Genomic DNA, 23,177 nt, shown 5'->3' with positions numbered 1-23,177 from the left:
TCGCGGATCGAAGATGCGCCGCTTCACGTTTGAATCCGTTGCGAACAGCGAAGCTTGGTCATGACGATTTCTCTCTCTCTCGTTCGGTTTGTTGCGGCGGGCTGCATCGCCGCGGCCTGTCTCACCTGCGGCCCGTTCGAGGCCCGCGCCCAAAGCATCGTCGTCATGGTCAATGGCGACCCGATCACCGATTACGACATCGAGCAGCGCACGAAGCTCAACTTCCTGAGCACGCACAAGCAGCAGAGCCGCCAGGACGTGCTGAACGAGCTGATCGACGAAAGGGTGAAGATCAAGGAAGGCAAGAAGTTCGGCGTCGAACCCTCCTCGTCCGACATCGACCAGTCTTTCGCCAATATGGGCTCGCGGATGCGGCTAACGCCCGATCAGCTGGCGAAGTCGCTGGAGAGCCAGGGGATCCGGCCGGAGACCCTGAAAGCGCGCATCAAGGCCGAAATCGTTTGGACCAGCCTGGTGCGCGGACGCTACAAGGAGCGGCTGCAGGTCGGCGAGAAGGACGTTGCAGCGGCGGTGGCCGCTGCCGGCGGCGACGCCGAGCAGCAGGGACAGGCCTTCGAATACAAGATGCAGCCGGTGGTTTTGATCGTGCCGAAGGGGGCACCGCAGAGTACGTTCGAGGCACGCCAGAAGGATGCGGAAGCCCTGCGCGCCCGCGTGCAGACCTGCCAGGAGGCCAATTCCTATTTCCGCTCCATGCAGAACGCGGCGATCAAGGAAATCGTGGTCAAGACCTCGGCCGACATTCCGCCCAACTTGCGCAAATTGCTCGACGACACGCCGATCGGTCATCTGACCCCGCCGGAAGTGACCAAGCAGGGCGTCGAAATGGTCGCCCTGTGCGCGCGCAACCCGACGACCGTCGACACGCCGAAGCGGCGCGAGATGCGCGAGAAGATGTACACGGAGAAATATGAGGCGACGTCGAAGGCCTATCTGCAGGAAGTCCGCAAAGCGGCCATGATCGAATATCGCTGATGGTCAGGCCGCTCGCGCTGACATTGGGTGAACCCGCCGGCATCGGTCCCGACATCACCCTCAAGGCCTGGATACGCCGCAAGGAGCTTCAGCTTCCGCCCTTCTATGTTCTGGGCGATCCGGATTTTCTGGCGCAGCGTGCCAACCTGCTCGGGCTCGCCGTTCCGATCGCAGCAACGACGCCGGAAGCCGCCGCTGGCGCTTTCGCCGAGGCGCTGCCTGTGGTGCACACCGGGGTGGCCACCACTGCCCTTCCCGGCCGCCCGGACCAATCCAGCGCCGCATCTGCGATCGCCTCGATCCGCGCCGCCGCCGGCGACGTCACGGCGGGTCGCGCCAGCGCCGTGGTCACGAATCCGATCGCCAAGGCCGTGCTCTATCGCGCCGGTTTCCGCCATCCCGGACATACGGAATTCCTCGCCGAACTCGCCGCCGTGGACGGCAAGGTTCCGCAGCCGGTGATGATGCTGTGGTCACCCATGCTGGCGGTGGTGCCCGTCACGATCCATGTGGCGCTGCGCGATGCGATCGAGCAGCTCTCGAGCCCTCTGATCACCTCGACGGCGCGTATCGTGGCGGCAAGCCTGCGCCGTTATTTCGGCGTCACGCGGCCGCGCCTTGCGATCTCCGGGCTCAACCCGCATGCCGGGGAGGACGGCACGCTCGGCACCGAGGACGATGAGATCATCGCACCTGCGATCGCCACGTTGCGCAACGCCGGGCTCGATGTGCAAGGACCACTGCCGGCAGACACGATGTTTCATGAGGCCGCACGCAAGACCTATGACTGTGCGATCTGCATGTATCACGACCAGGCGCTGATCCCGATCAAGACGCTGGCTTTCGACGAGGGCGTCAATGTTACCTTGGGCCTGCCCTTCATCCGCACCTCGCCCGATCACGGCACGGCCTTTGCCATCGCAGGCACCGGCAGCGCGAACCCTGACAGCCTGATCGCAGCGATCAAGCTTGCCGCGCGCATGGCCGCCGCCGTCTCATGAGCGCGATCGATGATCTCCCGCCTTTGCGCGAGGTCATTCGCGAGCTTTCGCTTTCGGCGCGCAAGTCGCTGGGCCAGAACTTCCTGCTCGACCTCAACCTGACCGCGCGGATCGCGCGCGCAGCAGGACCGCTCGACGAGGCCACCGTGGTCGAAATCGGCCCCGGACCGGGCGGCCTGACCCGCGCCCTGCTCGCGCTCGGCGCGCGGCATGTGATCGCCATAGAGCACGACGAGCGCGCGATTCCGGCGCTGGAGATGATCGCCGAGCGCTATCCCGGCCGGCTCGAGATCGTCTGCACCGATGCGCGGACCTTCGATCCGAAGCCCTATCTTGGCACGAGCAAGGCCAAGATCGTGGCCAACCTGCCCTACAACATCGCGACCAATCTCCTCATCGGCTGGCTCTCGGTCGAACCCTGGCCGCCCTGGTACGAGACGATGGTGCTGATGTTTCAGCGCGAGGTTGCCGAACGCATTGTCGCGCGCGAGAACGAGGAAGCCTATGGACGACTCGGCGTGCTCGCGAACTGGCGCTGCGAAACCAAGATCCTGTTCGATATCTCGCCATCGGCCTTCGTGCCGCAACCGAAAGTCACCTCCTCCGTCGTGCGCCTCGTGCCGCGCCCCGTGCCCGAACCGTGCGAGCGCCGCGCGCTCGAGCAGGTCGCGGCGGCCGCGTTCGGCCAGCGTCGCAAGATGCTGCGGCAAAGTTTGAAGTCATTGCCTGCCGATCCGGCGCGGCTTGCTGCCGCAGCCGGTGTCGACCCGACCCGCCGCGCGGAGACCATTCCGGTATCAGGCTTTGTTGCCATGGCGCGCGAATTGACGAATATTCGGGCCGAAAACAGCTGATCAAATCCAATCAATTCAAGGGAGAAAACCGATGGCATTGATGCGCCGGCAGTCGCTGGTCAAGTTTGACGCGCCGCTTTGCGAAACCATCGTCGAAACCCCGAAGCCGCAGGGACGCGAGGTCCTGGTCCGCGTCGAGCGCTGTGGCCTCTGTCATTCCGACCTGCACATCCAGGACGGCTATGCCGATCTCGGCGGCGGCAAGCGGCTGGACACGACGCGTGGCATGACCCTGCCGTTCACGCTTGGGCACGAGATCGCGGGGATCGTCGAGGAAGTGGGTCCCGACGCCCCGCGGGAGCTGCTCGGCGCCAAGCGCGCCGTCTTTCCATGGATCGGCTGCGGCCAATGCCGCGACTGCGCCAATGGCGACGAGAATCTCTGCACCAGGCAGCGGTTTCTCGGTGTTTCGATCGACGGCGGCTTCGCCACCCACGTCTTGGTGCCGGACGCCAAATACCTGCTCGAATACGACCCGCTTCCGGTCAACCAGGCCGCGACCTTGATGTGCTCCGGCGTCACCGCCTACGGCGCGCTGAAGCGGCTGGTCGACCGCCCGCGGCAGCGCAATCTGCTGCTGATCGGCCTCGGCGGCGTCGGCATGATGGGCCTGTCGTTCGCACAGGCTATGTTCAAGCAGCCGATCTCGGTTGCCGATCTCAGCGCGGCCGCGCGCGAAACCGCGCTGCAGAACGGCGCGGCGGTCGCCTATGATCCGGCCGAGCCGGAGGTCGCAAGGCGCATCCTGAAGGAGACCGACGGCGGCTTCGATGAGGTGGTCGATTTCGCCGGCAACGAGAAGTCGATGGCATTCGCAGTCTCCGTCCTGGCGCGGGGCGGCAAGATCGTGGTCTCCGGCCTGATGGGCGGACAATTCACCCTGCCGATGGTGCAATGGGTCTACAAGCGGATGACCATCGAGGGCTTCATGGTCGGCACCCTCGCCGAGAGCCACGAACTGATGGCGCTTGCGCGCGCCGGCAAGATCAAGCCGCCGCCGATGCGGGAAGAGCCGATGAGCGACGTGCAGACATGGATCGACGCGCTGCGCGCCGGCCAAGTGGTGGGACGTGTGCTGCTCAAGAACTGACGACCGCGCATCCACCTCCGCCAAGCGGAGGTTCGGCTCTGCGGCGCAGCAGCATCTCGCAACGTCTGAGCAGCTAGCCAAGGTTGCTGGTAGCTGTGATCAAAACGAGGAGGCGAAGGATGCGGCCTGTGATCTCACAGGTCACAGATCTGCGCTCGAAATGATGCCCAAACCGCACCATTCTCACGTCGCGATGTGGGAAAAATGCCGCATCCACAATTGAAAACACCGAGCCGGAATTAATCCGGATTTGCGGCTCATTGCGACCCAACTTCTCTCCGAGAACGCAGCGTTCGATCGCGTATCCGGAGTGATGAATGGCAAAACGAACTGCACGATTTGCATTCGCCATCATTCCCGCGATCGCTGGTAGCGCCCTTCTGATCTCGCTGGCTTGCGCCACCCTCGCCGTTGCGGCCGACGACTGCCTCCCCGAACCCACCGGCGACAAGCCTGACGGCCAGCACTGGTATTACCGCTTCGACCGCGCCAAGAACCAGCGCTGCTGGTATCTGAAAGAGCGGGCGTCGAACGGGACGCCGGTCGTCAAGCAGGCGCAGCAGCCGTCCGCCTGGGACTTCGCTCAGCCGGCGCCGCCGAAGGCCGGGCCGCGCCGAACGGATACGGCCGCACCGCGCACCTCTTCGGCCTCCACCGACGCGCCGATGCGTCTGCGCAACGATGACGATGCCGGAACGGCGCAGAAGACCGCGATCTCGGCGCCCGCCACGACAACCGAACGAGCGGGCCTCGAAAGCCCGGCCGATGCCATGGCGGCCATGCCATCGCCTGCGGCTCAGTCGCAGCCGCTCGACGCTGCCATGCCCGACCCCGGACCGGCAGCGGCCACGCTCACCGGCGACGATGCCGCGCTCGATCCGGACACGAACGCTGGCGCACCGCAGCCGGAGGCGGCTACGATCCCCCCGGCCAAGCCGTCAAAGCCCGTCGCGCCAATTCCCATGCTGCTGCTGGTCGTGGTCGGCGCCCTGTCGATCTCGGGCCTGATGGCGAGCGGCCTTTATCGCTTGGGCAGGATTGGACAACGGCGACGGCGCAATGCGAACTGGCAGATGGCGATCGCCAGGACACGCCGCGCGCGCAGCAAAATGCGTACAAAGGCAAAGCCTGCCCATGTCGCTAGCCGGCCCACAGGCGGCAAGAAGAAACCCGTGAGGGCAGCCGCGCCGCGCGTCGTTGCGCACGCATCGGCGCCCGTCGAGATGGCGCAGGCCTCAACGACCATCGACAACAGAAGCGGACTTGCAGAACTGCTCGAAACCCGCGCGGTCAAATCAGCGACAACGCCGGCCGACTTGCCGGCAACCGCTCGGGCCCATGAGGTGACCGGCTCCGGCCGGGCTCCGGCGAACGCCCCCGATCATGCTGCGGCGATCGAGGACAATCTAGACTCCCGCGGTGGACAGTCCGCCGTCCGAGCCTTCGATCCGATGACGCCCGGCAGTTCTGCAGCTGTCGCGCTCGATCGGCGGGTCATCCATCCTGATACGGTCGAGGAGCTGGAACATCTGCTAGGATCTCGTGCCGTCAAACCGGCCAATCCCGCAGCTTACGAGGCGGATCCGTCCGCAGCGCGCCCGAGCGCAGCGCCGACCATCCTCGATCGCGCCGCTGAAATTGAAAACCTGCTGGAATCCGCCGGCGCATCAGCGGTGCGGCCCGCTGCAGCGACACCTCCCGCAAACCTTCACGTCGCATCTGGCGGCGGCCAGCAAGCGGCGCTGGAAGACACCGACCCAGCCGCCGAACTGATAGATCTCCTCGAATCGCGTTTCGCTCCGCCTGAAGATCGCCCGCCGGCCGCCGAGTTCGCGGCCGCCGCCGCTCAATCGCGCTCCGACGAGTTGCCGCCATGGCAGCGCATTCCGATCACAGCGTCCAATGACGATGACGCAGCGTTGCCTCCGCTCGACTTCATCCCGCGCCCGCAAGCATTGCGTCCCCGCACCCGAGACGTGAAACAGGACCAGTCCCTCGACGGCATCCAGGACATCTTGGCGCGGCTTGCACGCCACGGGTAAACCTGCGCCAGACTTGCGCGTCAGGAATCCAGCTGGCGCTGCAGCTTGCGAACGAATGTGGTGAGTCCGACGCGACGCTCGCGCTTCAACCGTTCGGCTTTGAGGATCGATTGAACCTCTGCAAATGCCTCGTCGATATCGTGATTGATCACGATGTAATCGTACTCGGCCCAGTGACTCATCTCGTCGCTGGCGCGGCTCATGCGGGCACGGATCACCTCGTGGGAATCCTGGGCGCGGGTGTGCAGGCGCTTTTCAAGATCGGCGGCTGAGGGCGGCAGGATGAAGACGCTGACGACGTCGGCGCGCGCCTTCTCGCGCAGCTGCTGGGTGCCCTGCCAGTCGATGTCGAATAACACATCCTGTCCGGCCGACAGCGCCGCCTCGACTGGCGCGCGCGGCGTGCCATAGCAGTTGCCGAACACAGTCGCCCATTCGAGGAGTTCGTCGCGCTTCACCATGTCGTCGAAGCGGGCCAAGTCGACGAACAGATAGTCGCGGCCATCGACCTCACCAGGTCGTTTCGCGCGTGTCGTCGCCGACACCGACATCTGCAGCCCCGGCATGCGCTCGATCAACAGGCGCGACAGCGTGGTTTTGCCGGCGCCGGACGGAGACGACAGCACGAACATCAGCCCGCGCCGCTCCACTCCATCGAAGCTGCCGCCGTGAGCCGTCATCCGTCACTCCAAATTCTGAACCTGCTCGCGGAATTGCTCGACCACCGTCTTCATCTCGAGGCCCGTATTGGTCAGTTCGATATCGTTCGATTTCGAACAGCAGGTGTTGACCTCGCGATGGAATTCCTGGGAGAGGAAATCGAGCCTGCGGCCGACAGCGCCCCCCTTCTTGAGCATCTCGCGCGCCTGCGCGACGTGCGAGGCGATGCGATCGAGTTCCTCGCGCACATCGGCCTTCGCGGCGATCAGCAGGGCTTCCTGGGCAAGGCGGTCGGCATCGAACCGGTCGGAGGTTTCCAGCAGCGCCGCAACCTGTTCGGCGAGCCGAGCCTTCACGGCCTCCGGCTTGCGGCCTGGCGATGCTTCGGCCTTCTGCGCCAGCGCCTCGATCTCGGTGACCCGCTGGTTCAGGATCTGCCCGAGCGTTTCGCCTTCGCGGCGTCGCATCTCGACCAGATTCCTCAGCGCCGCGTCGAACGCGGCAATCGCCGCATCCCGTGCAGCCTTGTCCTCGGCCTCGTCGCTCTCCGGCTCGACCACCTCGATCACACCCTTGATCGCAAGCAGCCCGTCGATACTGGGCGCCACCGCATCCAGCTTGCCGGCAAGCGAGCTTGCGACCTTGACGATGGAGGCGAGCACATCCTCGTTGACCCGCACGGTCGAGCCGGCATCGGCGCGCTTGACGGTCAGATTGGCGTAAATCGTTCCGCGCGACAGCACCTCGGCGACCCGCTTGCGGGCGAAGGCCTCGACGTCGTCCCAGCCCTGCGGCAACCGCAACCGCACATCCAGCCCCTTGGCGTTGACCGACTTCAACTCCCACTCGAACGCGTAAGGTCCGCTCGCCCCGTGACTTCGGGCAAAGCCGGTCATGCTCGACAGCCCCATTTGATCAATTTCTCCGGCAGATCAGGTGGCGGCAGATTCGCCGCATAAAAGTTGCGCGAACCTTAAGGCCTTTTGCCGAAATGTTAAGTCCGGTTCTGCAGCTGCGAATGGTGGGTGCAAGGCTACTGCGGAACCGCAGGCGCCGCCGGTTGAACCGCCCCTTGTCGTGCACCAGCCCCGCCCGTGCGCGACGCCGGCTTCCTGGCAGCCGGCTTTGGAGCGGGGGCGCTCGCGGTCGGCTCCGTCGCAGCCGCATTGGCGTTGGCCGGTGGCGCGTCTTCCGGCTCGACCGTGTCGTTCTGGGTCTGCTTCTCCATCGCCCGCAGCCGGGCGACGTTCTTCTGGTGCAGGTCGTAGGTCTCGGTGAAGGCGTGGCCCCCGCTGCCGTCGGCGACGAAATAAAGGTCGCGCGTGCGCGCAGGATTGGCGGCGGCTTCGAGCGAGGCACGCCCTGGATTGGAGATCGGCCCGGGCGGCAGGCCCTCGATCACATAGGTGTTGTAAGGCGACGGCTGCGTGATCTCGCTGCGCTTGATCGGTCGTCCTAACGTGCCTTTGCCCCCAACAAGACCGTAGATGATGGTCGGATCCGACTGCAGCTTGATCCTCTGCTTCAATCGATTGACGAACACCGCAGCGACACGGCTGCGCTCGTCCGGCTTGCCGGTCTCCTTCTCGACGATCGAGGCCAAGGTGACCAATTGCTCCGGCGTCTTGATCGGAAGGTCGGGGCTGCGGCGCTCCCAGATCTCGGCAAGAACGCGCTTCTGCGCCTGCTGCATGCGCTGGATCACCTGATCGCGGCTGGTGCCGCGCGGAAATTTGTAGGTCTCCGGCAGCAGAGTTCCCTCGCGCGGAATTTCGCGCACGCCGCCGGAAAAGATGTCGCTATCGGACAACCGGGCCACGATCTGCTCCGAGGTCAGCCCCTCGGGAATCGTGACCGAATGCTGCACCACCTTGCCTTCGACGATCACCCCGATCACGTCGCGCAACGATGCGTTCTTCTGGAAGGCGTATTCGCCCGGCTTCAGGTCCGAGCTCGCCTTGAGCGCAAATACGCTGCCGATGAACACCCAGGGATTGACGTCGATGACGCCCTCACGCGTCAGCACGTCGGCGATGTCGCGCTTGCCGGCACGCGCGGGGATGTTGACGATCTTGTCTTCCTGCAGCGGACCGGGCGCTTCGATGATCTGCCGGCCGTAGTAGTAGACGGCGCCGGCTCCGATCATCGTGAACAACAGCAGAGTAATGATGGCGTTGCCGACGACCACAAACGGATTGCGCGCCCGATCCGAACGCCGCGGCGGTGGCGGAACCTGCTCCGGCTCGAGCGCGGCGCGCGGACTGCGGGGCGAGATGGGCGGCCGTTCACTCATCGATGCAACCTTCAGTCCTGTCGCCAAGTGCGGCGAATTTGAAGTTCCGACCGGTTTCTCAGCGCGTTCTTCATCGGAACTTCAAATCCTAAGCCGCACTCGATTCAGGTGGTTCTGCTAGCGCTCTACGGTTCCGATGTCGCAAACGAATCTAACTGCGATAAGATGCGAACCTCGGAATCGAAACACTAGTCGTGGCTTGCGATTCCTCACGCAAGCGACCCGAACTCTACGCCCACCTAACGATTCGTTGTCGAATACGGCGAAACGGTGGTTGCGCCGCGCATCGACCTAGCCGCGCATCGACTTAGTTGACGACCCGTCGCAGGATCAGAGAGGCGTTGGTGCCTCCAAATCCGAACGAGTTCGACAGCACGATGTTGATCTCGCGCTTGCGTGGGGCCTGCGGCACGAGATCGATCGCTGTCTGCACCGACGGGTTCTCGAGATTGATGGTCGGCGGCGCGATATTATCCCGAATCGCCAGAATGCTGAAGATCGCTTCGACGGCCCCGGCCGCACCGAGCAAATGGCCGATCGAGGATTTGGTCGAGGACATCGTAACCTTCGAGGCCGCGTTGCCCAGCAATCGCTCCACCGCACCGAGCTCGATCTCGTCACCAACCTGGGTCGAGGTGCCGTGGGCGTTGATATAGTCGATATCGGCAGCGGTGATGCCGGCCCGTTTCATCGCCGCACTCATGCTGCGGAAGCCGCCGTCACCGTCGGGCGCCGGCGAAGTGATGTGATAGGCATCGCCAGAGAGGCCGTATCCCGTCACCTCTGCGTAGATCCGTGCCCCCCGCGCCTTGGCATGCTCGTATTCCTCGAGCACCACGATGCCGGCCCCCTCGCCCATGACGAAGCCGTCACGATCCTTGTCATAGGGCCGCGACGCTCGCTCTGGAGTATCGTTGAACGCGGTCGACAGTGCACGCGCAGCGCAGAAGCCAGCGATACCGATCCTGCTGATCGGCGATTCAGTGCCGCCCGCGACCATCACGTCCGCATCGCCGAGTGCGATCAGACGGCTGGCGTCGCCGATCGCGTGCGCACCGGTCGAACATGCCGTGACCACGGCGTGATTCGGCCCCTTCAGGCCGTGCTCGATCGAGACGTAGCCGGAGGCAAGATTGATCAGGCGCCCGGGGATGAAGAACGGCGAGACCTTGCGCGGGCCGCGTTCCTTCAAAAGAATTGCCGTTTCGGCGATGCCCGTCAGTCCACCGATGCCGGCGCCAATCATGGTGCCGGTAGCGCAGCGGTCCTCTTCGGTCGCCGGGTGCCAGTTGGCGTCGTCGAGCGCTTGGCGCGCCGCGGCCATCGCAAAGATGATGAAATCGTCGACCTTGCGCTGGTCCTTGGGCTCCATCCACTGGTCGGGATTGAACGTGCCATCGCTGCCGTCACCCCGCGGCACCACGCAAGCAATCTTGCTAGGCAGATCGGACACGTCGAACGTCTCGATCCTGCGGGCACCGCTCCTGCCTTCGAGGATGCGTTTCCAGGTCGTTTCAACACCGCAGCCGAGTGGCGACACCATGCCGAGGCCCGTAACGACAACCCGCCTCATCTTTGTTTTCTCCAGACCGGGCCTGAGGCGCGACCGCGTCCAATTGATCGAAAGCGCGCGTCAGGCTGTTGTTTGCTGTGCATCACGTAACGGAAATTGCGCCGCTTCCGGATCGCGCAGCCCGCCAATAGCAAGAAACCGGTCGGCCGCATGCAACGGTCCGGCCGGTTTCGCTTGAGATCGCCGAGGCGTCAGCTCTTGGCGTTCTTTTCCAGAAACTTCGTGGCGTCGCCGACGGTCAGGATGGTCTCCGCCGCGTCGTCCGGAATCTCGCAGCCGAATTCTTCTTCGAAAGCCATCACAAGCTCGACCGTATCGAGGCTGTCAGCGCCGAGATCGTCAATGAAGCTCGCGTTGTCGACCACTTTGTCGGGCTCAACACCGAGGTGCTCGACCACGATCTTCTTTACCCGCTCGCCAATCTCACTCATCGTCCAAACCTCGTGCTTGTTCCCTTAAGATCCGACCCCCGGATGATGGCGTCATCCCGGCTGGTAAACTTCCTTCGCGATCGCGCAAAACAGATGTGCCCCGCAGTGAGCCCCTTTCCGAAATCCGCCGACCCCTGCGGACCAAGACTTCGGAAGCGGGACCACCACAAACTCCATAAATCCAGTGCACCTCCGATTGATGGTCCCGCAGAGGGACCTCAGATCGGTCGCACCAGCCGACGGAAGGCCCGGCGAACGACGGCAAGCTTCGCCCCGCCAATATACAGGGTTTGGAAATCCTGCAATGGCGTTCTTTGTCCCTCCGTTGGCGGTTCGGTTATCATACCCACAAAACCTTCATTATCAGCACGGCCTGGGACGTCTTTTCGCCGCATTCTTCCCAGGGCCCATCCAGATGCCCGGCGGCTCAGATCATCGCCATGCCGCCATTGACGTGGATGGTCTGCCCCGTCACGTAGCCGCCCTCGTTCGAGGCGAGATAGACCGCAGCTGCAGCAATATCCTCGGGCGTACCGAGGCGTGCGGCCGGAACCTTGGTCAGGATGGCTTCCCGCTGCTTCTCGTTGAGCGCGTCCGTCATGGGCGTCTTGATGAAGCCTGGGGCGATGCAGTTGGCGGTCACGCCGCGCTTGGCGTATTCGGCCCCGAGCGTCTTGATCATGCCAATGATTCCCGCCTTGGAGGCGCTGTAGTTGCCCTGCCCGGGATTACCGGTCACCCCCACGATCGAGGTGATCGCGATAATTCGGCCAAATCGCTTGCGCATCATCAGCTTGGTGGCGGCGCGCGCCAGGCGAAAGGTTGCAGTCAGATTGACCTTGATGACCTCGTCCCAGTCTTCGTCACGGAGTTGGACGAACAGGTTGTCGCGGGTGATGCCGGCATTGGCCACCAGGATATCGAGCTGCCCCATGGCCTGCTCGGCAGCCGGGACCAGTGCCTCGACCTCGGCAGTGTCCGAAAGGTTGCAGGGCAGCACATGAACACGCTCGCGGAGCTCGACAGCCAGCGTTTCCAGCACCTCGCGCCGCGTACCGGAAATCGCAACCGTGGCGCCCTGCGCATGCAGCGCCTTGGCGATCGCGTTTCCGATGCCCCCGGTTGCCCCAGTGACCAGCGCGGTCCTGCCACTCAAATCGAACATCCAACTCTCCTCAACGCCGCGTCAGTTGCGGCCGCACTTACGCCGCCGTCGCGGCGATCAAAGCATCTTTCGCAGTCGCGATGTCGGCAGGTCCCCCAACGGCAATTCCAACCGCCCCATCTGCAATACGCTTGACCAAGCCGCTCAGCACCTTCCCGGCTCCGATCTCGAAGAACCGGGTGACGCCCTGGGCGGACATATAGGCGATCGACTCGCGCCAGCGCACCGTCCCCGTCACTTGCTCGACCAAGCGCCTCCGGATCTCGTCGGGATCGCTGATGGGCGACGCCAGGACGTTGGAAACCAGCGGCGAAACCGGCTTGTGGATCGTCACCTTGGAAAGAGCTTCGGCCATGACCTCGGCGGCCGGCTGCATCAACTTGCAGTGGAACGGCGCGGACACCGGCAGGAGCATTGCGCGTTTGGCTCCCCTGGCGCGGGCAATCTCCACCGCACGGTCGACGGCGGCCTTATTGCCGGACACCACGACCTGGCCCGCACCGTTATCATTGGCGGCTTGGCAGACCTCGCCTTGCGCCGCCTCCGCGGCCACGGCCACGGCGACTTCATACTCCAACCCCAAAAGCGCGGCCATCGCCCCCACCCCGACGGGTACCGCCTTCTGCATGGCCAACCCGCGGGTCCGCAACAGCCGGGCCGTGTCGGCAACCGTCAGGCTGCCCGCCGCAGCCAGCGCCGAATATTCGCCGAGCGAATGCCCAGCAACGAACGCCGCATCCCGGCCAACGGAAAAACCCGCCTCCGTTTCCAAGACGCGCAATGCCGCGAGCGACACGGCCATCAACGCCGGCTGCGCATTCTCCGTCAATTGCAGGGTCTCAGCCGGCCCATCCCAGATGATCGCAGTCAGCTTCTCGCCCAGCGCGGCATCGACTTCGTCGAACAGGGCACGCGCCACCGGGAAATTGTCGGCAAGGGCCTTGCCCATGCCAACCGACTGAGAGCCCTGCCCCGGAAAAGTAAATGCTGCCGTCATCGGCCGCTCCTCGAAACGTTCCGAAATCCCTAGAATCCGCTAAATTTGGAATCCGCTGACTTTGGCCGGAAAGACACCGCCGGAGGCGCGGATGTCAAGCGCATGTCACGTTTCAGCCGCTCTCCCCCCACCGAATCAGGCAGGATTCCCTTGCCATCGGGCCGAAAATGGGTATAAGCGCGCCATCCGTGGGTCCCGAGCCGGGAGCTGAACGGACGGTCTCAGCAAAATCACCTCGATCAGGCGACTTTGATGTGGCAGGGCCAGTCGGCCCGTCGTCCCGTGTTTCCGCCTTCTGAGCTGACGTCTACGAGTCCTTTCCATGAAGGGCTCGAAGGGCTTGACGCCGGGCTCCGCGCCAACTTGGAAAGGACATCCATGCCGCTTTACGAGCATGTCTTTCTCGCGCGTCAGGACGCGAGCACCCAGCAGGTGGAAGAACTGACGACCCAAATGACCGGCATCGTCGAGGGACTCGGCGGCAAGGTCACCAAGACCGAGAACTGGGGCGTTCGCTCGCTCACCTACCGCATCAACAAGAACCGCAAGGCTCATTTCGTCCTGCTCAACATCGACGCGCCGTCAGCGGCGATCGCCGAGATCGAGCGCCAGGAGCGCATCAGCGAGGACGTCCTCCGCTATCTGAGCGTCCGCGTCGAAGAGCTCGAGGAAGGCCCGTCGGCCATGATGCGCAAGGCTGACCGCGATCGCGAGCGCGATGACCGTGGCGGCGGTTTCCGTGGCGATCGTGACGGCGGAGGCTTCCGCGGCGATCGCGATGGTGGCGGTTTCCGCGGCGATCGCGGCCCGCGCCGGCCCCGTGACGAAGAAACTCCGGACGAGGAGTAAGAACAATGGCTGAAGCTCCTGCACGTCGCCCCTTCTTCCGCCGTCGCAAGACCTGCCCGTTCTCGGGTCCCAACGCGCCGAAGATCGATTACAAGGATTCCAAGCTCCTGATGCGTTATGTGTCCGAGCGCGGCAAGATCGTGCCGAGCCGGATTACCGCGGTATCGGCCAAGAAGCAGCGTGAGCTTGCGCGCGCGATCAAGCGCGCCCGCTTCCTCGGTCTGCTGCCTTACGTCATTCGCTAAGGCGTCTGCAGTCGGCGGCCGCGTAGGCTGCCGACTGCATCTCACTTGCTCATAAGGCTTCCGGATCGTCCGGTCGCCGATGGTTGGGGTCAAGCTGACCTCTAACCGCTCGAAAGGAGCGGGACAGCTGATGATTGGACTGTTCGCCATTGCGCTTGCGGCCGGCGCTGCGTCGGCCTTGATGTTCGCCTCGATCATTTCGGGCGCGCTGATCTCGCTCGTGCTCTATTGCCTGGCTCCGCTGCCCCTGATGGTTGCGGCGATCGCCTGGGGCCCGCTTTACGCCGCGATTGGCGGCATTGCGGCCGCGACTTGCCTCGGCGCAGCGGTCAGCTTCTCCTACTGCATTGCTTTTTCCATCGCGGTGGCGTTGCCGGCGTGGTGGCTCGGCCATCTTGCCCTGCTCGGACGTCCGGCCGACAACCATGCCCCTGGGGCGCCACTTCAGCCGGCAGACGCTGCAGCCGCCTTTCAATGGTACCCGATCGAGCGCATCCTGCTTTGGATCGCCGGGGTTGCTTCACTGACGACTTTTGCCGCCCTGCTCACACTCGGTAGCGACGCCGCGACAATCACCGGCACCTTGCACCGGGCGCTCTCGCGCGTCGCAAGCGCGGCGGATTCGCCGATATCGGCAGATGCCGATCAATGGATCGATGCGCTGATCAAGGTCGCGCCGGCCTTTGCCGCTATCTTTGCCACGGCGACTTTGACCGTGAACCTATGGCTGGCCGCCAAGATCGCCGCGACCTCCGGCCTGCTCCGTCGTCCCTGGCCCGACCTCCGCAGCGTCGCCTTGCCGCCGCTGACGGTCGCTGCACTGTTTGCGGCGATCGGCTTCAGTTTTGTCGGAGGTCTGGTCGCGATCATCGCAACGATCGTCACGTCGGTGCTCCTGGCGGCCTATGCGCTGACCGGTCTTGCAGTGCTCCATACGCTGTCGCTCACCTGGAGCGCCCGTCCGCTCTGGCTCGGCCTGATCTACGCGCTCATCTTCACACCGATCTGGCCGATATTGTTTTGCGCATTAGCCGTGCTCGGCCTCGCCGATCTTGCATTTGGGCTACGCCAGCGATTTTGGCAGCGCCGGCCGCCACCTTTGCCAGTCCCCTAACTTCAACCCTCGAACCTGAACAGTACGACAAGGAGAATACCGATGGACGTCATTTTGTTGGAACGCGTCGCCAAGCTCGGCCAGATGGGCGAGATCGTAAAGGTGAAGGACGGCTTTGCCCGCAACTTCCTCTTGAAGCGCAAGAAGGCGCTTCGTGCGACGGCCGAGAACAAAGCCAAGTATGAGGGCATGAAGGCCGAGCTTGAGGCCAACAACATCAAGGCCAAGTCGGAAGCGAGCAAAGTCGCCGAGAAGATTGACGGGCGCGACATCATCATCATCCGCCAGGCCTCCGAAGCCGGCCAGCTGTTCGGCTCGGTCTCCGTGCGCGACATCGTTGTGGCGCTTGACGCGGATGGCATCACCGTCAGCCGCCCGCAGGTCTGGCTCGACGCTCCGATCAAGGCGATCGGTCTGCAGAAGGTGACGATCGCTGTTCACCCGGAAGTCGAGGCATCGATCACCGTGATCGTGGCTCGCAGCGCCGACGAAGCCGAGCGGATCAAGCGCGGTGAAGACATCTCGACGCGCCAGGAGGATCTCGATGCAGCGGCCGAAGCGCTAGCGGCCGCCGGCGAGTTCTTCGATCCGGAAGCCCAGCAAGAGGATGTTGTCCCGGCCGGCGAGTCCGCGTCATAGTTTTCTCAAAGCGTGTCAAAGCAAGAGCCCGGCCTCGACGGCCGGGCTCTTTTACGTTCTGCGTAATCGCTAATATTTGCCTGACAACGGCCACGCCCTCAATGCGAGGCCGGCGATGACGGGACGGCCGGATCGCTCGCTGCGCTCGATGGCGGCGGTGCAGTCGGGATCGATTGTGTGACCGTCGGCGCAGCGGCCGGCGGCACCGGATCGGCCGGCTGCACGGCTGACTCCCTTGTCTTCGAGCTCTCGGTCGCGGGCGCCTCAACCTTCGGCGTCTCCACACGATCCACTGACCCCGTATTCTCAGTCCGCGACGGCTCCGTCTTCGGAGCTTCCAGCGCAGCGTCGGACGGCTGCCCGGCCGATGCATCGGGCTTTGAAGCGTCGTCGCCGGACGGCTTGCCGTGTTTCCGCTTGGTGACGGACCTGCGGCCCTCGACCGCGGGATGTTCGGCCGCAGGCTGCTGACCGTCGGCATCGGTCCCCGCCTGCGTCGCAGCCCCATGCCGCGACATGCGCTTGCGGTGGCCGCTGCGCGGCGCCGGCTCGTTTTGCGAAGCCGCTCCCTCGGATTCCGGAGCAGCTTCACGCACCTCCGACGCGGCGGCCGGATGGTGTCGGCGCCCGCGCCGCGAAGGTTGCGCTTGTTCGGGGCCGCCCGGTCCCGTCTCCGAACGAGACTCCGGTTTCGGATCCGGCTTTGCTTCCTTGCCGTCCTTGCCTTTGCCCATGTAGCGGGCGTCGGTTGCCCCGTTCGACAGCAGGTAGTTGGCGAGCACGCCGGCCATCTCGGGACTCGTCGTGTAGTGCTGACGAAGGAAGCCCGGCAACGATCCCGGTGCAGTGCTCTTCACGAGGCCCCGCGGACTCTTATGGCAAGCCACGCAAGTTCCGGCGAAGATCTGCGACGGGCTCTTGCCAGCCTCGAGATTTTCCTGCGCCTGTATCGGCCCTGCCATGCAGAGCGTAAGCATCACCGCGCCCAAACCCAGCGCCCGGCCCACCATTCTCGTTCTCCAGCTGCGGTCCCGACCGCGCGCCTCGCGATCGTTCAAGGGAATAGTCGCGCCCGTGCTTTCGCTCACCATCATGGCGAAGATCAAATCCGAAACCGCCTCAAATTCATGTCTTTGCCGGCGATCCCTCATCCCTCACATGCGCGTGCCGTGAGGAGCGATAAGCGCGGAGCGCCGCATCGGCGCTTGCGGCGTCACCTTTTAGCGCAATATCGTGCGAAGGAAAGCGCGCAGATGCGGTACGGGCGAATGTCACTTTTGGAATATCCGCTTTGTCTGCAACGCAGTACCGTCCGAACTGGGAGCTTACTATCATAAAAATCTGTTGAAAGGGAACCAATCGGTTCCCAACGCGTCGAGTGCGACGGCCGGGAAAGTCAGCATCTCACGGGATAGCTCGTTGGGTGGTGTAGATGGACCGTTTGTTGCGTAGCCTCTTGAGGGGCTTCATCCGCCGTGGTTCGGTCGAGTTCACGACCGCGGACGGCGTCAGATTCCGCTGCGGCGATGCCGCAGAAGCCTCCGTGGCTGCGCGGTTTCTGACCCGGCAAGCCCAACGCAGGTTGATCACCAACCCGGAGCTCGCGCTGGGCGAGATATACATGGACGGCAGCTTCGTCATGGAGCGCGGCTCGATTGCCGACCTGCTTGCGATCGTGATGGACCAGCCCGACGTGCTGCCGCGCTGGGCCAAACTGCAGTGGTGCTTGCGCTATCTGACCCGGCACTTCGGGCAGTTCAACTTCCGTGGCCGCTCCCGTACCAATGTCGCGCATCACTACGATCTCGACGGGCGGCTGTACTCGCTGTTTCTCGACGCCGATAAGCAATATTCCTGCGCCTATTTCGAGACGCCGGACACGACGCTCGACGACGCGCAGCTTGCCAAGAAGCGCCATCTCGCCGCGAAGCTCTTGCTCGACAAGAGCGACCGGGTGCTCGACATCGGCTGCGGCTGGGGCGGGCTCGGCCTGTATCTTGCGGAGACTGCCGGCGTCGATGTCACCGGTGTGACGCTGTCGACCGAGCAGGTCCAGGTGGCCAATGCCCGCGCGGCCGAGAAGAGTCTGAGCGACCGGGCCCGCTTCATCCTGCAGGACTATCGCGACGTGCCCGGCCCGTTCGACCGCATCGCTTCGGTCGGCATGTTCGAACATGTCGGGGTCGATTTCTACGAGACCTATTTCCGCCGCTGCGCCGAATTGCTCTCCGACGATGGCGTCATGGTGCTGCATTCGATCGGCCGCTCCGAAGGACCGGATGCCACCAATCCGTGGATCGCGAAATACATCTTCCCCGGCGGCTATATCCCGGCATTGTCGGAAGTGCTGCCGGCGATCGAGCGCGCGGGGCTCCTGGTCTGCGACATCGAAATCCTCCGCCTTCATTACGCCGAAACGCTGAAGGCGTGGCGGGAGCGTTTCATGGCGCGGCGCGAAGAAGCGGTGCAGCTCTACGACGAGCGGTTCGCGCGGATGTGGGAATTTTACCTGGCCGCATCGGAAATGGCCTTTCGCAAGCAGAACATGATGAACTTCCAGATCCAGCTCACGAAGCGGCAGGACGTCGTGCCGATGACCCGCGATTACATCCCGCATGAAGAGGCCCGCTTGCGCGCGCGGGAGCGCGGCAGCCGCCCCGTGCTCAAGATGGCCGGCGAATAGTCACACCGTCCCGCCGGAAGTCCCGCGTGCGGCAGTTCGCGGGCTCGTTCCGCCCAAAATCCGATGCAGTGAACCGCGGCCGAGCCGGGCCGCCGCCGGCGGGCGCAGCAGTTGCGCCCGCAGCGCCTCCGGCGTCGGGACCGGTTGGGCCGAGGCACGGGACTCCGCGACGTCATCGAAGGTGCGCACCAGCAGGGCCAGCCAGCTCCGGCTCTGCCGCTCCGACCGCCAGTTCCGAAATCGGCGCTTCATCTGCCGCCTCCTGCCCGCGGGAACGCCCTGCTCCCAAAGAAATACCGGTCCGTGTGAACTGGCTCACAGAGAATGCCGGCGCCTTTCCGTAAAGCCAGCGGAATGACGCGGAACACGCACCAGGCCATGCTGGACCCCCAGACCGACTTCAGCACCGATTACGCGCTGATCGCAGCCGGCGTGGGCGCTTCCCTCGTCGCGTTGCTCTATCTCCTGCTTGTCTGAGCCGGCCGAACGATCCGCCACGAGGTTAACGAAACCTTTCAAACTTTGGTCGGGGCGAAACGTTCCCGGTTCAGATCGGCGGGACCAATTCCCAAACTCGTGACGGCTCCTGCATTGCGCGGAACTTACCTCGGCCTCCTCCGGTCAAGCTTGGCATCCGGCGAAGCCGGATTCATCCACTGCTATTACCCGGCGGTGAATATCGGCGAGCTTTCGCTTTCGCTTCGGTGAGGACGGGCGCTTTATCGCCTCCCCTCGAAAGCTGTTAAACACGCTGTCATGGCCGCCACTGATTCGAACGTTCTGAAACTGTCTCCCGACGCTTCGGCGCCAGCCTATCGAAGCGCACCGCACAATATCGAAGCGGAGCAGGGTCTCCTGGGCGCCATCCTGGTCAACAACGACGCGTTCTACCGCGTCTCCGACTTCCTCGAGCCGAAGCATTTCTTCGAGCCGATTCACCAGACCATCTTCGAGACGGCCTCCAGCCTGATCCGGATGGGCAAGATCGCCACGCCCGTGACGCTCAAGACCTTTCTGCCCGCGGATGTCGACATCGGCGGCATGACGGTCGGCCAGTATCTGGCACGGCTCGCGGCGGAAGCCACCACCATCATCAACGCCCAGGATTATGGGCGCACCATCTACGACCTGTCGCTGCGCCGCGACCTGATCGGCATCGGCGAGGACATGGTCAACGTCGCCTATGATGCGCCGGTCGATTTCACACCCCGCACCCAGATCGAGGATGCCGAGCGCAGGCTGTACGAGCTCGCGGAATCCGGCCGCTACGATGGCGGCTTCCAGAAATTTTCCCAGGCGCTGACCGTCGCCATCGACATGGCTGCCAAGGCCTTTCAGCGCGACGGCAAGCTGTCCGGCATCTCGACCGGCCTGCGCGATCTCGACGCCAAGATGGGCGGCCTGCAGCACTCCGACCTGATCATCCTGGCCGGCCGTCCCGGCATGGGCAAGACCTCGCTCGCCACCAACATCGCCTACAACGTGGCGCAGGCCTATCGCGGCGAGCTGCAGCCCGACGGCTCCATGAAGGCCGTGAATGGCGGCGTGGTCGGGTTCTTCTCCTGCGAAATGAGCGGCGAGCAGCTCGCCACCCGTATCGTCGCCGAACGCAGCGGCATCCCGTCGAGCCTGATCCGCCGCGGTGGTATCACCGAAGCCGACTTCGAAAAACTGCGGGAATGTTCGATCGAGCTGCAGTCCCTGCCCTTCTATGTCGACGAGACCGGCGGCATCTCCATTTCGCAGGTGATGGCCCGGGCGCGGCGGCTGAAGCGGCAGAAGGGGCTCGACCTGCTGGTCATCGACTACATCCAGCTCTTGAGCGGCTCCGGCAAGCGCGGCAATGACAACCGCGTGCAGGAGATCACCGAGATCACCACCAGCCTGAAGGCGCTGGCCAAGGAGCTCAACGTCCCCATCATCGCGCTGTCGCAGCTCTCGCGCCAGGTCGAGAACCGCGACGACAAGCGCCCGCAACTTTCCGACCTGCGTGAATCCGGCTCGATCGAGCAGGACGCCGACGTCGTGCTGTTCGTCTACCGCGGAGAATATTATCTCGCCGCCAAGGAGCCGCGCCCGGGGACCGAGGAACACGCCAAGTGGCAGACCGAAATGGAATTGGCTCTCGGCAAGGCCGAGGTCATCATCGGCAAGCAACGTCACGGTCCCACCGGCACGGTCGAATTGCACTTCGACGCCTCGGTCACGCGGTTCGGTGACCTCGCTCATGACGGCATGGCACCCAGCCACGATTACTAACCTTGCGCGGTTGAACGGGAACGCTGCGGCGCGTAAAAGCCCTCCATGACAGTTCCAAGCCCGAAACCGGCTGGCGACGTGGACGCGCCGGCGCTCGAACCGGATCACGTGCCGCCCAGCGCCACCGGCGTTTTGACCGTCGGCCTCGATGCGCTGGCGGCGAACTGGCGCAAGCTGGAGAAGACCGCGGTGCCCGCGGAATGCGCCGGCCTGATCAAGGCCGATGCCTATGGTTGCGGCACGGCGCCAGTGGCACGCGCGCTTGCCGCCGCCGGCTGCAAGACCTTCTTCGTCGCCACTTTGTCGGAGGCGCGTGCTGCCCGCGCTGCGCTGCCCGACGCGGCCGCGCTCTATGTGCTCAACGGCTTCTTCCAGAACACCGGCGACGAGTACGCAAAATACAATTGCCGGCCGGTGATCGGCGACCTTCATGAGCTCGCCGAGTGGGACATGTTCTGCCGCCGCACCGGCTGGAACGGCGGCGCCGCCATCCACATCGACACCGGCATGAACCGGCTTGGTCTCACCATCGGCGAGGCGCAGAGCATCGTGCCGCGGATCCGAGCCGGCGACCACGGCATCACTCTGGTGATGAGCCATCTCGTCTCCGCCGAACAGCTCCAGGCGCCCATCAACGCACGCCAGCTCGCTGCCTTCCGTGAGATCGCCAGTGAATTCACCGGCGTGCCGGCTTCGCTCGCCAATTCGTCCGGCACGTTCCTCGGCGCACAGTTCCAGTTCGATCTGGTGCGGCCGGGCGCTGCGCTTTATGGCGTCAACCCGACCCCCGAAGCCGACAACCCGATGCAGCCGGTCGCGGACATCAAGGCCCGCATCGTTCAGCTCCGCGAACTCGAGCGCGGCGACACCGTCGGCTACGGCGGCACCTGGACCGCGCGCCGCCCGACCAGGATTGCGGTGATCTCGGCGGGTTATGCCGACGGCTATTTCCGCGCCGCCGGCTCCAACGACGGCACCCGCGGCGCCGACGTGATCATCGCCGGCAAGCGCTGCCCGATCGCCGGGCGCATCTCGATGGATCTGATCGCGGCCGACATCACCGATGTGCCGCCGAAAACCGTCAAGCGCGGCCATATGGCCACCCTGCTCGGCGAGGGCATCACGGTCGACGAACTCGCGCATCATTTCGGCACCATCGGCTATGAGGTGTTGACCAGCCTCGGCAAGCGCTATACGCGCGTCTACAAGGGTGAGCCGGCTGCGGCACAGAGCGCGTGAGAACATCACGTCCTCCTGCCGATTGAAGCTGCCATTCATCCTGTCATCGTCACCGGGCATAGCTGCGCGATCTCGCGGCGCCTGACGCCCGAGGGATGTATCCTTCATGACCCTCTTCAAATGCGAGGGCGCAGGGAAGGCCGGGAGCTCGCCGCTCCCATGGCCCGCCTGCAACAAAAAAAGCAGGCGGCAGTCACCACAGGATCGGCCGAGACATCCCGGCCTTCCCTGCGCGACGGTTTTAACGGCTGCTTCGCGTTCTCCCCGGTGCGCCGGGCTTTCTGGCCACCGTCATCCGCGCGAGACAGAGCCTCGTCGCGAACTTGATACTAGCGTCGGAGTATCAGGACCGCGCGACTTGACCGTACGCCTCGAAGACCGTTCGTCTGACGGTCCCGAAGCGTCCATCACAGCCCGCCTCTACGTATCGTGACGACGCGTACGCCCCTCTGCATGAGGCGGGTTGCCGGTAGAGAACCACGATTTCTGAAATTGCGAAACAAGAATATTTTTCGCTGGAGATCTGGACAGGCCGAGTCATGTTGAAAACGCTCGCGAACTTCGTGTTTTGGCGCGCACCTTTTTGAGCAGGACATGCTGGCCGCCAAGCTGTCTTACATCAAAGGCGAACGGGAAATCCTGGCGGTCTGGACGACCACGCGACATGACGAAAGGGATGCCGATCTGCTGCCCCTCGTTGGCATTGCCTACGAGACGGACGCGCTGCCGTTCGGTGAACTGAGGCGGCATTGGCAAGCAGCCGCGCTGGAGTCCCTTCAGCCGGAAATCGATCAAAAGGAAGCTTGGGCTCGCGGGGTTGGCTAACCGCACCGCCGAAGTCTTATCGAACGCTTTCCAATGACGGAATCGAAGATAGCGCTCCGATCAGAACAGCAGACCTAGCCCGGAGGAGCGAAGCGATGTCCGGGTTGCCGGCCACGCCAATATCACTTGCCGCAGCGATATCCGGGGCCGTGGCGGCGCAAGGATGCACTCATAGCTGCGAAGGACCCGCATATCGCCAACTCATGCGAGGCACCTGCTCGC

Annotated in this window: 23 protein-coding genes; 14 read left to right on the top strand and 9 right to left on the bottom strand. The window is 64.1% G+C overall.

What is annotated here, in order from left to right; genetic code table 11:
- Positions 1-33: 33 nt before the first annotated feature.
- The 5 genes from QXZ85_RS18260 to QXZ85_RS18240 all read left to right on the top strand — a co-directional run bounded on the left by QXZ85_RS18260 (position 34) and on the right by QXZ85_RS18240 (position 5,983).
- Entirely contained in the window at positions 34-996 is a 963-nt protein-coding gene (locus QXZ85_RS18260) for a SurA N-terminal domain-containing protein (RefSeq protein WP_315704300.1), read from the top strand.
- Complete coding sequence (gene pdxA, locus QXZ85_RS18255; protein ID WP_315704201.1) at positions 996-1,997, top strand: 4-hydroxythreonine-4-phosphate dehydrogenase PdxA; 1,002 nt, start codon at positions 996-998, stop codon at positions 1,995-1,997. The genes QXZ85_RS18260 and pdxA overlap by 1 nt, the downstream gene beginning before the upstream one ends.
- A complete protein-coding gene (rsmA, locus tag QXZ85_RS18250) occupies positions 1,994-2,851 on the top strand; it encodes a 16S rRNA (adenine(1518)-N(6)/adenine(1519)-N(6))-dimethyltransferase RsmA (protein WP_315704202.1) in 858 nt (285 codons plus the stop codon). Before pdxA ends, rsmA begins: the two co-directional genes overlap by 4 nt.
- Before the next feature lie 31 nt (positions 2,852-2,882).
- A complete protein-coding gene (locus QXZ85_RS18245; protein ID WP_315704203.1) occupies positions 2,883-3,941 on the top strand; it encodes an alcohol dehydrogenase in 1,059 nt (352 codons plus the stop codon).
- Positions 3,942-4,258: 317 nt separating this feature from the next.
- On the top strand, positions 4,259-5,983 hold the full coding sequence (locus QXZ85_RS18240; protein WP_316174579.1) for a hypothetical protein: 1,725 nt from the start codon (positions 4,259-4,261) through the stop codon (positions 5,981-5,983).
- A 20-nt stretch (positions 5,984-6,003) separates the two neighbouring features.
- On the opposite strand, the gene gmk is transcribed toward QXZ85_RS18240, so the two are convergent.
- From gmk to fabD, 7 genes are all read right to left on the bottom strand, one after another.
- Complete coding sequence (gmk, locus tag QXZ85_RS18235; RefSeq protein WP_315744443.1) at positions 6,004-6,663, bottom strand: guanylate kinase; 660 nt, start codon at positions 6,661-6,663, stop codon at positions 6,004-6,006.
- 3 nt (positions 6,664-6,666) lie between these two features.
- Positions 6,667-7,554 carry a YicC/YloC family endoribonuclease gene (locus QXZ85_RS18230; protein ID WP_316174577.1) on the bottom strand — a complete coding sequence of 296 codons (888 nt, stop codon included), beginning with the start codon at positions 7,552-7,554 and terminating at the stop codon, positions 6,667-6,669.
- A 122-nt stretch (positions 7,555-7,676) separates the two neighbouring features.
- Positions 7,677-8,936: an endolytic transglycosylase MltG gene (gene mltG / locus QXZ85_RS18225; protein ID WP_315704207.1), complete on the bottom strand. Its 1,260-nt coding sequence runs from the start codon at positions 8,934-8,936 to the stop codon at positions 7,677-7,679.
- 307 nt (positions 8,937-9,243) lie between these two features.
- The gene (gene fabF, locus QXZ85_RS18220; RefSeq protein WP_315704208.1) at positions 9,244-10,509 is read right to left on the bottom strand and encodes a beta-ketoacyl-ACP synthase II; all 1,266 of its coding nucleotides are present in this window, start codon (positions 10,507-10,509) and stop codon (positions 9,244-9,246) included.
- Between the two features lie 191 nt (positions 10,510-10,700).
- Positions 10,701-10,940 carry an acyl carrier protein gene (locus QXZ85_RS18215; RefSeq protein ID WP_008969609.1) on the bottom strand — a complete coding sequence of 80 codons (240 nt, stop codon included), beginning with the start codon at positions 10,938-10,940 and terminating at the stop codon, positions 10,701-10,703.
- A 427-nt stretch (positions 10,941-11,367) separates the two neighbouring features.
- Complete coding sequence (gene fabG / locus QXZ85_RS18210) at positions 11,368-12,105, bottom strand: 3-oxoacyl-[acyl-carrier-protein] reductase (protein WP_315704209.1); 738 nt, start codon at positions 12,103-12,105, stop codon at positions 11,368-11,370.
- A 37-nt stretch (positions 12,106-12,142) separates the two neighbouring features.
- Positions 12,143-13,102, bottom strand: a complete 960-nt coding sequence (fabD, locus tag QXZ85_RS18205) for an ACP S-malonyltransferase (protein ID WP_315704210.1) — start codon at positions 13,100-13,102, stop codon at positions 12,143-12,145.
- A gap of 378 nt (positions 13,103-13,480) precedes the next feature.
- On the opposite strand from fabD, the gene rpsF reads away from it, so the two are divergent.
- The 4 genes from rpsF to rplI all read left to right on the top strand — a co-directional run bounded on the left by rpsF (position 13,481) and on the right by rplI (position 15,949).
- Entirely contained in the window at positions 13,481-13,951 is a 471-nt protein-coding gene (gene rpsF / locus QXZ85_RS18200) for a 30S ribosomal protein S6 (protein ID WP_315704211.1), read from the top strand.
- Positions 13,952-13,956: 5 nt separating this feature from the next.
- Positions 13,957-14,196, top strand: coding sequence for a 30S ribosomal protein S18 (gene rpsR / locus QXZ85_RS18195; protein WP_008963441.1), 240 nt, complete (start codon positions 13,957-13,959; stop codon positions 14,194-14,196).
- A gap of 130 nt (positions 14,197-14,326) precedes the next feature.
- Entirely contained in the window at positions 14,327-15,310 is a 984-nt protein-coding gene (locus QXZ85_RS18190) for a DUF2232 domain-containing protein (RefSeq protein WP_315704212.1), read from the top strand.
- Between the two features lie 42 nt (positions 15,311-15,352).
- Positions 15,353-15,949: a 50S ribosomal protein L9 gene (rplI, locus tag QXZ85_RS18185; protein ID WP_315704213.1), complete on the top strand. Its 597-nt coding sequence runs from the start codon at positions 15,353-15,355 to the stop codon at positions 15,947-15,949.
- A 98-nt stretch (positions 15,950-16,047) separates the two neighbouring features.
- Here the strand turns inward: rplI and QXZ85_RS18180 are convergent, their stop codons facing one another.
- A complete protein-coding gene (locus QXZ85_RS18180) occupies positions 16,048-16,959 on the bottom strand; it encodes a hypothetical protein (protein WP_315704214.1) in 912 nt (303 codons plus the stop codon).
- Between the two features lie 422 nt (positions 16,960-17,381).
- Between QXZ85_RS18180 and QXZ85_RS18175 the strand changes: the two genes are divergently transcribed.
- Positions 17,382-18,632, top strand: coding sequence for a cyclopropane-fatty-acyl-phospholipid synthase family protein (locus tag QXZ85_RS18175; protein WP_316174575.1), 1,251 nt, complete (start codon positions 17,382-17,384; stop codon positions 18,630-18,632).
- Here the strand turns inward: QXZ85_RS18175 and QXZ85_RS18170 are convergent, their stop codons facing one another.
- The gene (locus tag QXZ85_RS18170; protein ID WP_315767781.1) at positions 18,633-18,884 is read right to left on the bottom strand and encodes a hypothetical protein; all 252 of its coding nucleotides are present in this window, start codon (positions 18,882-18,884) and stop codon (positions 18,633-18,635) included.
- A 102-nt stretch (positions 18,885-18,986) separates the two neighbouring features.
- On the opposite strand from QXZ85_RS18170, the gene QXZ85_RS18165 reads away from it, so the two are divergent.
- The 4 genes from QXZ85_RS18165 (at position 18,987) to QXZ85_RS18150 (ending at position 22,955) form a co-directional block, all read left to right on the top strand.
- Complete coding sequence (locus QXZ85_RS18165) at positions 18,987-19,109, top strand: hypothetical protein (RefSeq protein WP_315767920.1); 123 nt, start codon at positions 18,987-18,989, stop codon at positions 19,107-19,109.
- A 279-nt stretch (positions 19,110-19,388) separates the two neighbouring features.
- Positions 19,389-20,891, top strand: coding sequence for a replicative DNA helicase (locus QXZ85_RS18160; RefSeq protein WP_315767779.1), 1,503 nt, complete (start codon positions 19,389-19,391; stop codon positions 20,889-20,891).
- Positions 20,892-20,936: 45 nt separating this feature from the next.
- Positions 20,937-22,130, top strand: a complete 1,194-nt coding sequence (gene alr / locus QXZ85_RS18155; RefSeq protein WP_315767778.1) for an alanine racemase — start codon at positions 20,937-20,939, stop codon at positions 22,128-22,130.
- A 594-nt stretch (positions 22,131-22,724) separates the two neighbouring features.
- Entirely contained in the window at positions 22,725-22,955 is a 231-nt protein-coding gene (locus QXZ85_RS18150) for a hypothetical protein (protein ID WP_315767777.1), read from the top strand.
- Positions 22,956-23,177: the final 222 nt, after the last annotated feature.

The organism is Bradyrhizobium sp. SZCCHNGR1005 (assembly GCF_032489995.1).
GTDB lineage: Bacteria > Pseudomonadota > Alphaproteobacteria > Rhizobiales > Xanthobacteraceae > Bradyrhizobium.
Note: the sequence above shows the minus strand (reverse complement) of the source record. Positions and strands in the feature narration are given on the sequence as shown.

Excerpts from the sequence above, each read along its gene's own strand:
- mltG (WP_315704207.1), bottom strand. The coding sequence starts at position 8,936 with ATGAGTGAACGGCCGCCCATCTCGCCCCGCAGTCCGCGCGCCGCGCTC.
- rsmA (WP_315704202.1), top strand. The coding sequence starts at position 1,994 with ATGAGCGCGATCGATGATCTCCCGCCTTTGCGCGAGGTCATTCGCGAG.
- fabG (WP_315704209.1), bottom strand. The coding sequence starts at position 12,105 with ATGTTCGATTTGAGTGGCAGGACCGCGCTGGTCACTGGGGCAACCGGG.
- alr (WP_315767778.1), top strand. The coding sequence starts at position 20,937 with ATGACAGTTCCAAGCCCGAAACCGGCTGGCGACGTGGACGCGCCGGCG.
- QXZ85_RS18170 (WP_315767781.1), bottom strand. The coding sequence starts at position 18,884 with ATGAAGCGCCGATTTCGGAACTGGCGGTCGGAGCGGCAGAGCCGGAGC.
- QXZ85_RS18175 (WP_316174575.1), top strand. The coding sequence starts at position 17,382 with ATGGACCGTTTGTTGCGTAGCCTCTTGAGGGGCTTCATCCGCCGTGGT.
- rplI (WP_315704213.1), top strand. The coding sequence starts at position 15,353 with ATGGACGTCATTTTGTTGGAACGCGTCGCCAAGCTCGGCCAGATGGGC.
- rpsR (WP_008963441.1), top strand. The coding sequence starts at position 13,957 with ATGGCTGAAGCTCCTGCACGTCGCCCCTTCTTCCGCCGTCGCAAGACC.
- QXZ85_RS18245 (WP_315704203.1), top strand. The coding sequence starts at position 2,883 with ATGGCATTGATGCGCCGGCAGTCGCTGGTCAAGTTTGACGCGCCGCTT.
- QXZ85_RS18165 (WP_315767920.1), top strand. The coding sequence starts at position 18,987 with ATGACGCGGAACACGCACCAGGCCATGCTGGACCCCCAGACCGACTTC.
- gmk (WP_315744443.1), bottom strand. The coding sequence starts at position 6,663 with ATGACGGCTCACGGCGGCAGCTTCGATGGAGTGGAGCGGCGCGGGCTG.
- QXZ85_RS18230 (WP_316174577.1), bottom strand. The coding sequence starts at position 7,554 with ATGGGGCTGTCGAGCATGACCGGCTTTGCCCGAAGTCACGGGGCGAGC.
- rpsF (WP_315704211.1), top strand. The coding sequence starts at position 13,481 with ATGCCGCTTTACGAGCATGTCTTTCTCGCGCGTCAGGACGCGAGCACC.
- QXZ85_RS18180 (WP_315704214.1), bottom strand. The coding sequence starts at position 16,959 with ATGGTGGGCCGGGCGCTGGGTTTGGGCGCGGTGATGCTTACGCTCTGC.
- QXZ85_RS18150 (WP_315767777.1), top strand. The coding sequence starts at position 22,725 with ATGCTGGCCGCCAAGCTGTCTTACATCAAAGGCGAACGGGAAATCCTG.
- fabF (WP_315704208.1), bottom strand. The coding sequence starts at position 10,509 with ATGAGGCGGGTTGTCGTTACGGGCCTCGGCATGGTGTCGCCACTCGGC.
- QXZ85_RS18160 (WP_315767779.1), top strand. The coding sequence starts at position 19,389 with ATGGCCGCCACTGATTCGAACGTTCTGAAACTGTCTCCCGACGCTTCG.
- QXZ85_RS18215 (WP_008969609.1), bottom strand. The coding sequence starts at position 10,940 with ATGAGTGAGATTGGCGAGCGGGTAAAGAAGATCGTGGTCGAGCACCTC.
- fabD (WP_315704210.1), bottom strand. The coding sequence starts at position 13,102 with ATGACGGCAGCATTTACTTTTCCGGGGCAGGGCTCTCAGTCGGTTGGC.
- pdxA (WP_315704201.1), top strand. The coding sequence starts at position 996 with ATGGTCAGGCCGCTCGCGCTGACATTGGGTGAACCCGCCGGCATCGGT.
- QXZ85_RS18190 (WP_315704212.1), top strand. The coding sequence starts at position 14,327 with ATGATTGGACTGTTCGCCATTGCGCTTGCGGCCGGCGCTGCGTCGGCC.
- QXZ85_RS18240 (WP_316174579.1), top strand. The coding sequence starts at position 4,259 with ATGGCAAAACGAACTGCACGATTTGCATTCGCCATCATTCCCGCGATC.